This is a genomic window from Ochrobactrum sp. PL_is483, assembly GCF_055816855.1.
Map to the genome: position 1 here is coordinate 1 of NZ_JBVPGS010000037.1, position 12,946 is coordinate 12,946.

Consider the following 12,946-nt stretch of genomic DNA (forward strand, 5'->3'; position numbering starts at 1 on the left):
ACGGTTTCATCCACCGATGTTGGCAACGGCAAAGATCTTACCACGCCCGTGCCGGCAAATGTGATTCAAACGCTGGGAAGCGGGCGTATGCCCATCCATTATGTTGCCTCACGAACCAGTGCCATCAATCCCGGCGAAACCCCGGTGACCAATTCCGCAATTTCGGTCAGTACAATGGTCACAGTCGAAAGCGCCGGCGATCTGCCAGGTGGGGAAAACGGCCTTCCTGCACCTGCCTTCGGTGTGAACATTATTGGCTTTGTTGCTGCACAAAATGGGGTGCCGGTCACTATCCCAGACTACCTTAACAAGGCTGTCGGGGATGAGGTGACAGTTATTTTCAAGGCCTATTTCATGGACACCGATACGCTCGAAGTGGGTGCTGAGATAGTTAAAGCCAGCTATACGTTGCCGAAGGGTGTTGGTCCAGACGACCTCAACGCATCAATGGCGTTCACTATCCCGTCAAGTAAGGCACTCTACCTATTTCCAATGGCTGAAGGGCGCCTCCAATTTAGCGCTAGGAATTCCCATGGCTCGGTGACCTCCACTCCTGCGGTTACTATCATCTGTGACACCCGCGGCAATCTCAATCCCCCGGATGACAGAGATGATCCATCGTAACCCTACCGCATATAAATTTTAGAAGTTTACTATCGAAACTTGGTTTCTAATGAATTCACGATAATAACACCGATCACACTATGTGTGATCGGTGTTGATAGAGAACTGTCCGATTAGTTAACCCCCAAAAAAAGACCATCGTGTTGAGACTATTGCAGCTTTTCCGGCCGCCACTGAATTTTCATTCAGTGGCGCTTTGCTGTTGGGTCCCGGTATATGATGGTTTAAATTCTTTCATCGAAGCAGCGGAGGGGAGCTTCGGCCGCGCAACTTGAAAGCGACCGGCCCCTGGAAATTCAAAGGTTACGAGATCAGCGGTTTCACGTTGATATTGCTGAGCTACCTATGAGCGCGGCAAAGGCTTTCTTTTTGTGGCGGTCGACCGGACGAGCAAGCTGGTGTTCGCCCGTATCTATCGCAAGGCCACAAAACTGGCGGTAGCCGGCTTCCTGAAGCCATTGATTAGAACCCGTGTTTTACAGGATTCCCTACGATAACGACGGATATTGGCAACGCATCCTCATGGAGAATAGGGCCGCCTTCCACGCCTATGATTCAGTCCCGGCGTGGTATCGGGTCGCCAAAAAAAACGGCACGGATGCTGTGATCCGTGCCGATATGAACGATTCGTCAGAGAAAGCTTACCGAATTTTCGCAGGCAAAGCGAAAATGCGCTTCCGCAATCTGGCTGCCAATGGCGAACCGCTGTTCGCGGCCTCGTAGAAAAGATGTCCGTCCAAATATGCCTTGACGCTAGAGCTGTCTCCGCCGTTATTCGCTCCACCCCATGTCACAACACCGCCACCGTTTTTGATAGCGACGAATGCCTGAGTATTGCTATAGATCGCGCGAATATCGTTGAGCTGGTTTGCCACATTGGTGATGTCGCCTCCCGCGTCTGCTTTTCCCCATGCAACCACTGTTCCGTCGCGTCGCAGAGCCGCGAACGCAGTGCTGGTTCCTGCCACTTGGATGATGTCGTGGTTGAGCGCGGCAAAGTCGTCCGGGATGCTGCCCCCAAAGTCAGGCCGGCCCCAAGCCACTACTGTGCCGTTGTGCCTACGAGCGCAAAACGCTCCGAAACTCGCAGTCACCTCTTCAATGTCAGTCAGCCCCAGAATGTCGGGGGGCACCGTGCCGCCATATTCCCCGGAACCCCAGGCAAGAACAGACCTTTGATCAGTTATCACTGCAAATGCCTGCTGTGTGGCGCTTGCCAATTCCACGATATCGTTTCGGTTCTTAATGTTTGCCGGGACAGATCCGCCGTAGCGTTCCGCGCCCCAGGCAACAACTGCGCCATTTCTCCGCAAGGCGACAAAGCTGGCGCCGTTGCCACGAATATCCACAATGTCATGATATTGGTTCACCTCGTCAAGACTGCCTCTCCGCGACCCCCAGGAGACTATCCGGCCATCACTGGTTAGTGCGCAGAAAGCTGCTCCTCCGGGAACGACGGCTACTATATTTTTCAAAGCAAGAATATCAGTCGGTATCTCTCCTCCGTAAAAAGCCCTTCCCCATCCGGTCAAGTAACCTTGGCCCCGCAGGGCCACGAAGGCACCGTCATTACCGAAGACGCGACGGGCGTCAGAGATAGCGTCTTCAGGGCCCCCTCCTCCCATAGTCGGGTCTCCCCATGCCGAAATGCTCCCGTTTTCATGGGTTACGGCGAAGGCGAGCATCGTGGAGCTGATATTGACGGCGGCTGCCTTGGTCGCGAGGATTGGCGGAACGCTGCCTCCTGCTTCAGCCGCTCCCCAGGCGGTTACGCTACCTTCCGAACTCAACGCCGATAGCGCCGCCGCACTGACGTCGGAGTTATTTCCGGAACCACATACATTAACCGGATTAATAATGACCATGCTCAAGTGCGATCGCACCCACAAGGGAATCCACGGGCGTGTATCCTTGAAACTGACACCCCGCACCCACGTCGTATCGTCTGCGTAGCACCACTCGGCGTCTAAGTCGGTTCTGGTGGTGACGTCCAGCGCATGCAGGTATTGCGACGCTCCGTAATCGCTGAAGCTGCCAATACATGAACGAGCTCCCATCACCAGCAGATTGTTGGCCTGAGGAGTTTGTAGCACATTGAACTCGTTCCATTCGGATTCTTGCGCCGCCATGCCAGGTGCCTTCGGCGTTACCTTGTAGCGGACGGTGACAGAATCGGCCTTGGCCGCGTCGGCTTCGATGACGCTCCTTGGTATCACAATCTGGATGTCGTGGCCTTTTTGCTGCGCGTCAACAATTTTGTAGCCTTGAGTGCTGCCGTTCGTCGTATGGGCAGCCCAGTACCAATCGACTCTATCACCCTCGTCCATGTTGGGCCAAGCCGGAATGGTAACGTTCGCCCCGTTGGGAAACAGCGATGCGTACAACACGCCGTCCACCACCCCCTTGACCTCGGGTTTTGGAAGCAGCTTACTGGCAGTAATGTTTAGAAACAGATGCCGAGACGACAGAGTACTGCTTTCCCGCTGGATTCGATAGAACACATCGACGCTGCCGCCAGCGAGTCTGTCCACAAAACTGAACGGCACGGTGACCGGAATAGGTAGATTCAGCGGGCTGTCTTGGCCTATCGTAGCCAAGTAAGGATAGACAATCTCATAACCATTGGAGTCAATGCCACTCCAGTAGAACCTCATGCTGTCGCCAAGCCGCATCCCAGGCCAGGCGGGAACAATCACATGCGCCCCACCAGGTGCATCAGCGGGATTGAGTGTATGATCATGAGCCTCGATGACCGATGGCTCGGCCGGGACTAACGCGGTTCCAATGATTTCGAGGGAGGTGCGCAGCGATTGTCCCTTGACGACGCCCTTTGCGTCTTTGACCAGATAGTAAAGCGACGCCGTACCAGGGGTCACCCACGCAAGTACGCCGTTGCTGATCTTCATCAGCTTGCCCTGGGCCGCATCGCTTTCTTCGTGACCAGGGAGGAGGGAACGAGAGTGCCCGTCAAACACCAGATGAATCGTATCATTGGCAGCTATCGATGCCTGACGGGGAATGGAGACGGTTGCGTCGTTACCCATCAATGCGTCACGGTTCAGAATGTTATTCGGAGCCTCGATCACAAAAGGAGCGGCAAAGACGGCGCCACTGAGCTGCACTGCAACAGGCGTGGATGGGGCGTATTTTGACCACGTGCTAACGGCATTGGTGACGCTATAGCTAATCATCATGTTGTCGCTGTCACCGGCATTTGCAATCGTTTGGCGATCCACGTCAACGATAACGGGACGGCCTATTTCGGTGGTTTTCAATCGCGGATAGGCAATGACTTGCGCTCCCCAATTTACCTGCAACAAATCGTTGACCGCCATGTTTTCCCATGCGGGAACAGTCACCATAACCCCGTGGTCTGCTGCGTGTGGGTCGATGAATGAAGGTTGCACCAATGGAGGCTGCAAGTTTTCGTTTATATAGGGCGTATCGAGAACATTAGGATCGACACCACCGGGTATAGTGGTTTGCACTAAAACGGTCGTTTTATACGAGGGCTGTATCTGTCCGAAAACTCTAGTTCGAAACGTGTACCAGACATCGACTTTCCCATCGCCTGTCTTGACGATGTGAGCCGCATCAACCCACATCGAAATCGGGTCCTTTCTATCGAATTGTTCATCGATCAGGTGGGTATCGGCGGGATTTGTTTCATCGCCCCAATAGAGAGTGAGTGTGTCGCCCGTTCTGAATTCAGGTTGCGGGTCGATTAGTACGAGCACACGGTTGAAGGGGTTTTCAACATCGCGGCGACCTATTCCACCGTAGGCTATGGCGTGTTCCACAGTGGGTTCCCACAGGTTTTCTATCAGCCGCAGCGGCGGCGGCGCCATGGTGGAATCGATCTCGTTGGCTTGCGTGTTGGGTTGTTCTTTATTCATAAGTACCTCCAGTATTTCTAACAATTTAAAATAAAAACACCAGTCTGCTCACTTTGGTAACTATCAATGTTGACAGTTGATAAGTAAAAATCATCATGTTTGAATTGATGTGCAGAAAAGGTGAAAGCCGGATCGGCGAAACCATGGCGTCACGGCTCTTTTATTGAAATTGTCGCGAAATACACGTCGCAATGTACTTGATATTGATCCATCCTATGAAATTGGAGGTTGAGAATATGTCCGCTTCTATCAGGAAAAGGAAGCTTTTCGGCATGCTGGCTGCAACAGCACTCAGTATGACTGTTTTTGGGTTGCCAGCTCACGCTGTCACGCCAACAGAAGAAGAAGACCAAGCAGCACTGTCGCTTTATCTAAGTAAAATTCCTAAGGGGAAAACTGTCGTGTTGGATCTGACCGATCCGATCGTTGAAGCCGCCATGATGGCTAGATATCGGCTTGACGGTATTACGCCTCAATCTGACCCCACGCTGTTTGAACAGCTGAAAGAATACAAGGAGCGGCAGCTGAAATTGAAGAGCAGAGGCGAACCTATCACAGCGCGTTCCATGATGAGGGCTGCTGGGATATCCGATGATGTGCCTCAACCTTATGTTCAGATGCTGGGGTTCAAAGGCACTAAGAATGTGAGTTACGACGTAGTTGGAACCGCATATGCGCCCATTGAAGGTCTTGCAACCGGGCCTTCAAATAAAAACCTGAAAATAACACAGCAAATTCTCGAGAATGTTAACGGCAGATATGTGGCAATAACGCGTGCAAGCACTCAAAACAGCAATGACCCGAGCAAGAATTACGATATACGGCGCATGCCCGCAACCAGCAATACAACGCTTGTCAAGCCCACTAGTGCAACCCTTGGCGTCACCAATATGAGATACAGCGAGGGGGCGGTCTTGGTACTTGCGACCGACCAGGCTGTAGGGCTACCCATTAATGATTTCCAAGTCACAGCGACAAAACTGTATGATCCAATTCACAAAGTAACGACCAACAAGTTGGAAAATCCGGTCGTTGTTTGTTTGAACAGAGGTAATCCTAGCGGTAGCCTTTGTGATTATGGCCCCACTTATCCGGGGCAGCCTAACAGCAATGTCAAAGTGGTATTTCCAATAGGTGGGGCAATCAGGTACAGCCACGAGCTCATGCCCTTCGGAGATGGAACGGAAGACACCAACCCGCATATTGAAATAGCGTTGGGATCGATCGATGGCGGTGCGTGTCAGCTGGAGCCGAGCGCTATTTCCATCAAAGACAGCTTTCAGTTGGATGCGGACAAAAAAGGCTTCACGTTTACTATCAAGGCTGCGGACTTTGGAGCGCCATGTTATAGAAGCGGCACTGTACTGCCCTTTGGTGTGACGGTCACGTCGACGCTCGCCGATGGCGGCGCGTTTGGTCAGCCTTTTACTACTGGATGGGCGTCTAATTATACGCTTCTCCACGGTGTGGATGAGGACAATTTTGAGCGCATCTCCCCAATTGAAATCCAGTATGGTTGTGTGCTGGAAGGCACAATGGTGGAGCTCGTGAACGCGGAAGTGAGCGAGATGCCGATCGAAAACCTCAGAGAGGGAAGCCTGATTGCTGGCAAGGGTGGCGAGACTCTTCGAGTCCGCTCGGTTACTTACGGCACGGACACGGATTTTGTGCGGATTGTGGCAGGCGATAGCACGGTATTACTGACGCCGGGCCACCCTGTGCGTACCGGTAATGGCTTGATCGTCGCCAGCAAAATCAAGGCAGGCGACCATGTCTACGACAAAAGTGGCAATGCTGTGCAAGTGAAGGAAGCGGCCAAGCAGATCATGGATACCCCACGCAAGGTGTACAACCTGGTGCTCGAAAAAGAGAACCGCGAAGATGTCTCGACCCCTGAAGATGCGATCTTTATGGCAGGAGGAATCCAGGTGGGCGACAACACCATGCAGGGTATGTTGGCCAAGAAACAATAACCCAATAGAAGATGCAGGAACTCCTGGCAATATGACCGTGGTATATAGGCATATAATCAGGGGATCTATAGATACTTAAATACCGGACATTTTCAGTATTGTGCAATCAAAATGGCAGCAGAGCCGCGACGGTTTGTCTGGCGTTGTGGTGAAAGGACATAATCGCATTTGAACGTTGCGACAAAGCTTCTGCCATTCGATTTGATTGTCGGTTGCATACTGGCCTTCTCACTGTTCCGTGCGGATTTGCCGGAGCAGGGAAACGGTTCTCAACGGCTATGATGACAAGTGCTATCTATGTAACCTCGAACGCCTTTTTGGCGCGATTTCAACACGGCGCTATCGGCTTCCAGTGATGGAGGACAGCATTGTCCTCGCATGAATAGCACCAGTAGTGCCCTTGAAAAGGCTGGTCATACTGGCGGCTGATTGGAAGACCGGCAAGAAAACAGAAAAGAAGCGTACCGGCACCGCCATGGCCAACAATAGCGATATCGCCAGAGGGCAGGACTCGTCTCACTGCTTTGAAGCCCTCTACGATGCGCTGTTGCACATCGATGGCCCGCTCCCAGCCGTGAATGCTCGCCTCGGACGCTGAAAAGAACTGGTCGGCGATGATTTCATGTTGCTCTGCGGGCAGGAAGCCGGTGGCGCTTCGATCGATCTCGTTAAAACGGCGATCCGTTGAGGGAGCAATTCCCAGAACGCCAGCCAGAATTTCGGCAGCTTCAATTGCCTTTGTTTCGGTGCTGGACCAGATCGACGTGATCGATCGCAGCTCGGGCCTGCCGGCAAAGGAATGCATGCGTTCAAGGCCACGCTCTGACAGACTCCATGACGGAACAGGCTTGGCGGGATCTATCACGACTTCTGGATGTGAAATGAAATAGATTTTTGTCATGCGCGGCCCAATCGTCGCATCATCGGAACCACAGGGCCTAAAAAGCGCTCTGTGGCCACCCTGACGAATTCAAATCCCGAATGTTACAAAGCCATTTTCGTCGATGGCCCAGGCCGGGTTCCAGGCGATTTCCCAGGCGTGATCGTCGGGATCGGCGACATAACCGCGAAAACCGCCATGGACTGGTGCATCGGCTGCCCGCAACAGTTTTCCGCCAGCCCCAACCAGCCGGTCCATCAGCGGCATGACATCCGCTTGCTGCGCCACATTATGCGCAAGAGAAAATGCGCCCGGCTGCAAAAGGCCATCGCGGTTCATGTCGGCTTCAAGGGAGGCTTTCAGGAAGGTTCCGAGAACGAAACCGTTCATCTGATAAAAGATGATTTCTTCGTTCTCAAAAACCGGCACCCACCCGAAACCCTCGGCGTAAAAACGACGCGAGCGCGCAAGATCGACGATACCAATAGTGATGACGGAGATTTGCTGTTTCATGACCAAGACCTCTTTTTCTCCCATGCACCATTGCATCGGAGTGGAAGGTCAAGGGACTCGACGCCTCTGTCGAAATGACAGCAATCGCGAAGGCCAGGACCCGCTTTGCAACGGGGATCGGGCTAACCGCACCGATCTCTCCTTTTTAGACCCGGAATGAATAGCACTTTCCGGATCGTCTTCAAAACAAATAGGGAAGTTTCGATATCAGCGTACCGCGCCGACGAGCAGATTGTCCGGACCTTCGATCGTGACCCAGCGACCGGTATCGTTGGCGGCCTGACGCTTCAGATAGGTGTAGTCCGTCTCGTTCCAGCGCATGACTTCGTCGGTCAGGTTGTCGAGAACAAAGTCACCGCGATCAGTGCGAACGGTGAGGACCGCATGTCCTTCGCCGTCCGGTTTGCGAACAACGGTAATCAGAAGATCGGTGAGCGGAATGCCAGCCTTCTGCAATTCGCGTTGCTTCAGCAGGACGTAATCCTCACAGTCGCCAACGGTGGTCGGATAGGCCCAATATTCCTCAACGCCGTAGATTTCCATGTCGGTCATCGGCTTGATACGTTCGTTGACCGAAAGGTTGACTTCGACGATGCGTTGCCAGTTTGAATGGTTGAGCTGCAGCGGGCGGGTGTCGCGGCTAATAATGCCGCATTCCTTGGCTTCGCGCTTGCAGAATTCATAGTGTCCGATCGGCTGCGAGGTCAGCTTGCCGGTCTGCATGAAATCACCGGAGGCGGCTTCTGCGCCAAAGCTTGCCATCAGCAGCGACGCTGCGAAACCAGCGGCTGCCATAATCTTTGTGGTCGAGCGAACAACGCAAAACATACTCAACGCCCTTTGGCTCTCGCCATTACTCATTTATTAACGAAACGTTAATGTCTGAAATAGTGTGGAGTCAATTCGGTTCGCCCCGGGATCGCCCGACTTCTTAATTAATGGTTAATGCGGGTATCTTTCAATTATACAATCCTTGATTGATGTTGTGGGCGGACAGGGAGCAGCTTGGAGGGCGAAAACAACCCATAATTTTGCCACGGTCCGGGCGCTTGTCTTTTGCCTCGAATAAGCCAATTGTTGGTGTTCGACCGGATCGGAACGATCCCTTTGCAAAGGCCCAAAAATGACAGGCGCAACGACGCGCAAGGCCACGGCAGACGACATGGATGCGCTCCTGCGCATCGAAGAACGTTGTTTCCAGACAGACAGGATCTCCCGCCGTTCATTTCGCGCCCTCATCGCACGGCCGACAGCGGAAACCATCGTTGCAACGGTGGATGGCATAGTCATCGGCTATGCGATGATCCTGTTTCGTCATGGCACCGCGCTTGCACGGCTATATTCCATAGCCGTCGATCCGGAGGTCGGGATCAAGGGTATAGGATCGCTTCTGTTACAGGCCGCTGAGACGGCAGCTTACGACCACGACCGTCCATTGCTGCGGCTGGAGGTGCGCGAGGATAATGAGCGTGCCATCGCGCTCTATAAGCGCCACGGTTATCGCCCCATTGGACGTTATCTCGATTATTATGCGGATCATTCGGATGCGCTGCGTTTTGAAAAGACGGTTCGCGGTGACATTTCGCCGGTTACCGCCTTTCCCTATTACGAGCAGACGACCGATTTTACCTGCGGTGCGGCCTGCCTGATGATGGTGCTTGCCCGGCACAATCGGGAAACGCGGCTCGATCCGGTGCTGGAGGTCCGCCTTTGGCGGGATGCAACGACGATCTACATGATGTCGGGGCCGGGCGGTTGCGAGCCTTTCGGGCTCGCTGTTGCTGCACATGAGCGCGGCCTGAAAGCATCGATCATCGTCTCCATCGAGGACATGCTTTTTCTGCAATCGGTGAGATCGGAAGAAAAACGCAAGGTCATGCAATTGGCGCAGACCGATTTTCGCCAGCGCACGGAAGCCTATGCCATTCCGGTGGATTATCGCGGTTTCACGCTGCACGACATTCTGGCTGCCTTGCGCCGTGGAGCGGCGGTGATCGTGTTGATCAGCGGTTATCATATGTTCGGCAAGAAGGTGCCGCACTGGGTTCTGGCCCATGGTGAAGATGGGCGGCACATTCTCATTCACGACCCCTGGGTGGAGGAAGAGCTCGGCGAAACCATCGCCGATGCTGCAAATGTTCCTGTTCCCTTTCACATTTTCGACCGCATTGCGCGGTTCGGCAGCGATGGGCTCAGGGCGGCGGTTATTCTGGAAAAAAGGACGGACTGATGACCATTTGCGTCATTCTGGTAGGACGCCTCTCGGATATCGACAATGGGGCGACGCCGCATAAGGTCATGACCACGCGCGATTATCTCGCGCATCCCGCGCTCTTCAACGGCCAGCTGCGCCCGCGCATCATCAATCTGTCGCGCTCCTACGCTTATCAGAGCCGCGGCTATTACGCTTCGCTTCTGGCCGAAGCGCGGGGCCATCGCATCATTCCCTCCGTGGAAACGATGATCGATCTGTCGGAACGGCGGCTCTATGAAAACGCCATTCCCGAACTGGAAGACATGCTGAACAGGGCGCTCGGCAAGCATCCGGAAAAAGCGCCGGAAACAATCCATGTGCATTTCGGTCTTGCCGACGATCCCGAGTTTGAACGGTTCGGACGACTGCTCTTCGACTGGTTTCGCGCGCCCTCGCTGGAAGTCACGATCAAGCCCGGTGAATGGGCGCGAATCCAGAAGATCGGCTTTGCGAATATTGCGAAGTTTAGCAAAGCGCAGAAAGAACGCTTCGAAGAGGCGCTCGATCGCTATACCCAGCGTGAGTGGCGTGCCGCCCGCCCCAAGGTTCCGGCGCGCTATTCCTTTGCAACACTGTGCGATCCAAAGGAGGCAATGCCGCCCTCGACAGTTTCCACGCTGAAGCATTGGGCGAGGATTGCGGCGCGGCTCGGCGTGGAGGTGGAACCGATCGGCAAGCGTGACCTGCCGCGGCTTGCCAATTATGACGCCCTGTTCATCCGCGAGACGACGTCGATTTCCAATCACACCTACCGTTTTGCACGGCGCGCGCAGCAGGAAAACATGCCGGTGATCGATGATCCGATTTCCATGATCCGCTGCACCAACAAGGTCTATCTGCACGAATTGATGCAGGCGAACGATGTGGCGGTTCCGCCCACGGTGATGATCGCGGGCGAGGAAGATCTGGAGCGAGCCGCCGATATGCTCGGCTTTCCGATGGTCATCAAGATACCGGATTCGTCATTTTCGCGCGGCGTGAAGAAGGTGAAGGATTTTGCCGAACTGAAAGCGCTCGCCACATTATGGCTGGAGGACAGCGATCTCCTGCTGGCGCAGAAATATATGCCGACGAAGTTCGACTGGCGCGTTGGCGTTCTTGACGGCAAGCCGCTGTTCATCTGCCAGTATATGATGGCGAAGAACCACTGGCAGATCGTCAAGCACGATACGGGCGGCAAGCCGCTGGAAGGCGGATTTCGTTCCTATGCGCTGGGCGATGCGCCGCCACCGGTACTGGAAACGGGCTTGCGGGCTGCACGCTGCATCGGCGACGGACTATATGGCGTCGACCTGAAGGAAACGGGCGATGGGGTTGTGGTGATCGAGGTCAACGACAATCCCAATCTCGAACACGGTATCGAGGACGCAGCCGAAAAGGACGAGGTCTGGATCAAGCTGACCCGCTGGTTCACCGACCGGCTGGATCGGAAATAGATCCAGCAGTCAGGCGAAGTGCAGCTGAAATCAAAGCGGCGTAAAGCAGACCTTGGTGTGTCCCGCGCCGATGAAACCCAGACGGCCTGCGGCACCCTTTGACAGGTCGAGAACACGTCCCTTGATGAATGGGCCGCGATCATTGATGCGCACGACAAGCGACTTGCCGTTTCTCTGATTGGTAACCTTGACCTTGCTGCCAAGCGGCAGGGTGCGATGTGCTGCGGTCAGGCCGGACGGGTTCATGCGTTCACCCGAAGCCGTGCGGGAAGTGAGGGCGTACCAGGAGGCACCGCCGCATTGCTGTGCTGAAGCCTCGATTGCGGTGGCCGCGAGAAGACCGGTTGCCGCAACGGCAAGCATAGCCATACGGGTCTTGAAAGTCATGCCAGTTCCACTAGTTGTTGACGGGGTGTCCCACAGTTGTCGCTGAGAAAGACGGTTCCGAACTGGAATCTAAATGTGGCGCTGGCGTGGTTCGAATGAGAACATTGTGCGATAACTGAATCTATATCGCCTAGGGAAAATCATCCTATACTGGCTGTTGTTTACTTCATATTTCAAACATAACACAGGAATATTAGGAAGTGTTTGGGTTGATTGCTGTAAAGCTGTTTACGATTCGTTAGGAATCTGCGGCACGGCTTTGCTGCACCTTGATTTCGCGCGCAGATCACAAGAAAAGCTGCTTGCGTGTCCGGTAGCCGACCCCGCCCAAGGTGCAATTTTTATTTGCAAGGCAAGTTTTCAGCGCCAGCGGCGAAGTTGACAAATTAGGGCGTTTTGGGGGCAAAGTTGCAATTTCTGACTGTGTTTCAGGTGCTCTTCTCGAACTTCAAAAGTTATCCACAGGCCCGAAAGATGGTGAGATGACGTTTCTTTGACTGCTGTCACCCTGCACGAAACCGCTGAATTCCTGCTATAAGCGTTCAGATCAGACGACGGAACGCCATGCAGGACCACCCGAAAAAAGACAGGATCGACACCGCTTCGCCCGCGATTTCGGCGAGCAAGCGGATCGTCTATCTTTGCCTGGGCTTTCTCATGCTCGGACTTGGAATTGTGGGTGCCTTCCTGCCGGTCATGCCGACAACGATCTTCATCATTTTTGCCGCATGGTTCTTTGCGCGGTCTTCGCCAAAGATCGAGGCACGGCTGCTGGCCGATCAGCGTTTCGGACCGCTGGTCATCAAATGGCGCGAGCGCGGTGCCATCCCGCCGCGCGCCAAGCTTTACGCATGTCTTGGTATGACGGTCGGTTATGGCCTGTTCTGGTGGGGCGCAAAACCCGGCTGGCTGCTGGCAGGAGCGGTAACGCTGTTCATGCTGGGTTCCGCCGCTTATGTATTGTCACGTCCGAACGAGTAAGT

The 12,946-nt window shown here is 54.1% G+C and carries 10 protein-coding genes and 1 pseudogene; 6 read left to right on the top strand and 5 right to left on the bottom strand.

The window, feature by feature from the left end:
- The coding region (locus AC0TNJ_RS13740; protein ID WP_473771407.1) for a hypothetical protein at positions 1–624 on the top strand (624 nt) is incomplete at its 5' end.
- Between the two features lie 286 nt (positions 625–910).
- Positions 911–1,094: pseudogene (locus tag AC0TNJ_RS13745) on the top strand (IS481 family transposase); the annotation flags it as partial.
- A 171-nt stretch (positions 1,095–1,265) separates the two neighbouring features.
- On the opposite strand, the gene AC0TNJ_RS13750 reads toward AC0TNJ_RS13745, so the two are convergent.
- A complete protein-coding gene (locus tag AC0TNJ_RS13750) occupies positions 1,266–4,520 on the bottom strand; it encodes an RCC1 domain-containing protein (RefSeq protein ID WP_473771408.1) in 3,255 nt (1,084 codons plus the stop codon).
- 236 nt (positions 4,521–4,756) lie between these two features.
- On the opposite strand from AC0TNJ_RS13750, the gene AC0TNJ_RS13755 reads away from it, so the two are divergent.
- Complete coding sequence (locus AC0TNJ_RS13755) at positions 4,757–6,493, top strand: Hint domain-containing protein (protein WP_473771409.1); 1,737 nt, start codon at positions 4,757–4,759, stop codon at positions 6,491–6,493.
- A gap of 328 nt (positions 6,494–6,821) precedes the next feature.
- Here AC0TNJ_RS13755 and AC0TNJ_RS13760 read toward each other — a convergent pair whose 3' ends face one another.
- The 3 genes from AC0TNJ_RS13760 to AC0TNJ_RS13770 all read right to left on the bottom strand — a co-directional run bounded on the left by AC0TNJ_RS13760 (position 6,822) and on the right by AC0TNJ_RS13770 (position 8,714).
- The gene (locus AC0TNJ_RS13760) at positions 6,822–7,394 is read right to left on the bottom strand and encodes a histidine phosphatase family protein (protein ID WP_473771410.1); all 573 of its coding nucleotides are present in this window, start codon (positions 7,392–7,394) and stop codon (positions 6,822–6,824) included.
- Positions 7,395–7,463: 69 nt separating this feature from the next.
- Positions 7,464–7,886, bottom strand: coding sequence for a VOC family protein (locus AC0TNJ_RS13765; RefSeq protein ID WP_473771411.1), 423 nt, complete (start codon positions 7,884–7,886; stop codon positions 7,464–7,466).
- 207 nt (positions 7,887–8,093) lie between these two features.
- Positions 8,094–8,714: a transglutaminase-like cysteine peptidase gene (locus AC0TNJ_RS13770; protein ID WP_473771412.1), complete on the bottom strand. Its 621-nt coding sequence runs from the start codon at positions 8,712–8,714 to the stop codon at positions 8,094–8,096.
- Positions 8,715–9,009: 295 nt separating this feature from the next.
- On the opposite strand from AC0TNJ_RS13770, the gene AC0TNJ_RS13775 reads away from it, so the two are divergent.
- Both AC0TNJ_RS13775 and AC0TNJ_RS13780 read left to right on the top strand, forming a co-directional pair.
- Entirely contained in the window at positions 9,010–10,116 is a 1,107-nt protein-coding gene (locus AC0TNJ_RS13775; protein ID WP_122002874.1) for a bifunctional GNAT family N-acetyltransferase/peptidase C39 family protein, read from the top strand.
- Positions 10,116–11,576, top strand: coding sequence for a RimK family protein (locus tag AC0TNJ_RS13780; RefSeq protein WP_473771413.1), 1,461 nt, complete (start codon positions 10,116–10,118; stop codon positions 11,574–11,576). Before AC0TNJ_RS13775 ends, AC0TNJ_RS13780 begins: the two co-directional genes overlap by 1 nt.
- 30 nt (positions 11,577–11,606) lie before the next feature.
- Here AC0TNJ_RS13780 and AC0TNJ_RS13785 read toward each other — a convergent pair whose 3' ends face one another.
- Positions 11,607–11,963, bottom strand: a complete 357-nt coding sequence (locus AC0TNJ_RS13785; RefSeq protein ID WP_006468123.1) for a septal ring lytic transglycosylase RlpA family protein — start codon at positions 11,961–11,963, stop codon at positions 11,607–11,609.
- Between the two features lie 564 nt (positions 11,964–12,527).
- Here AC0TNJ_RS13785 and AC0TNJ_RS13790 point away from each other — a divergent pair.
- Positions 12,528–12,944: a YbaN family protein gene (locus tag AC0TNJ_RS13790; protein ID WP_473771414.1), complete on the top strand. Its 417-nt coding sequence runs from the start codon at positions 12,528–12,530 to the stop codon at positions 12,942–12,944.
- The last annotated feature ends 2 nt before the right edge of the window (positions 12,945–12,946 follow it).

Coding starts and splice junctions, on each gene's coding strand:
- AC0TNJ_RS13765 (WP_473771411.1), bottom strand. CDS start 7,886: ATGAAACAGCAAATCTCCGTCATCACTATTGGTATCGTCGATCTTGCG.
- AC0TNJ_RS13785 (WP_006468123.1), bottom strand. CDS start 11,963: ATGACTTTCAAGACCCGTATGGCTATGCTTGCCGTTGCGGCAACCGGT.
- AC0TNJ_RS13755 (WP_473771409.1), top strand. CDS start 4,757: ATGTCCGCTTCTATCAGGAAAAGGAAGCTTTTCGGCATGCTGGCTGCA.
- AC0TNJ_RS13775 (WP_122002874.1), top strand. CDS start 9,010: ATGACAGGCGCAACGACGCGCAAGGCCACGGCAGACGACATGGATGCG.
- AC0TNJ_RS13790 (WP_473771414.1), top strand. CDS start 12,528: ATGCAGGACCACCCGAAAAAAGACAGGATCGACACCGCTTCGCCCGCG.
- AC0TNJ_RS13750 (WP_473771408.1), bottom strand. CDS start 4,520: ATGAATAAAGAACAACCCAACACGCAAGCCAACGAGATCGATTCCACC.
- AC0TNJ_RS13760 (WP_473771410.1), bottom strand. CDS start 7,394: ATGACAAAAATCTATTTCATTTCACATCCAGAAGTCGTGATAGATCCC.
- AC0TNJ_RS13770 (WP_473771412.1), bottom strand. CDS start 8,714: ATGTTTTGCGTTGTTCGCTCGACCACAAAGATTATGGCAGCCGCTGGT.
- AC0TNJ_RS13780 (WP_473771413.1), top strand. CDS start 10,116: ATGACCATTTGCGTCATTCTGGTAGGACGCCTCTCGGATATCGACAAT.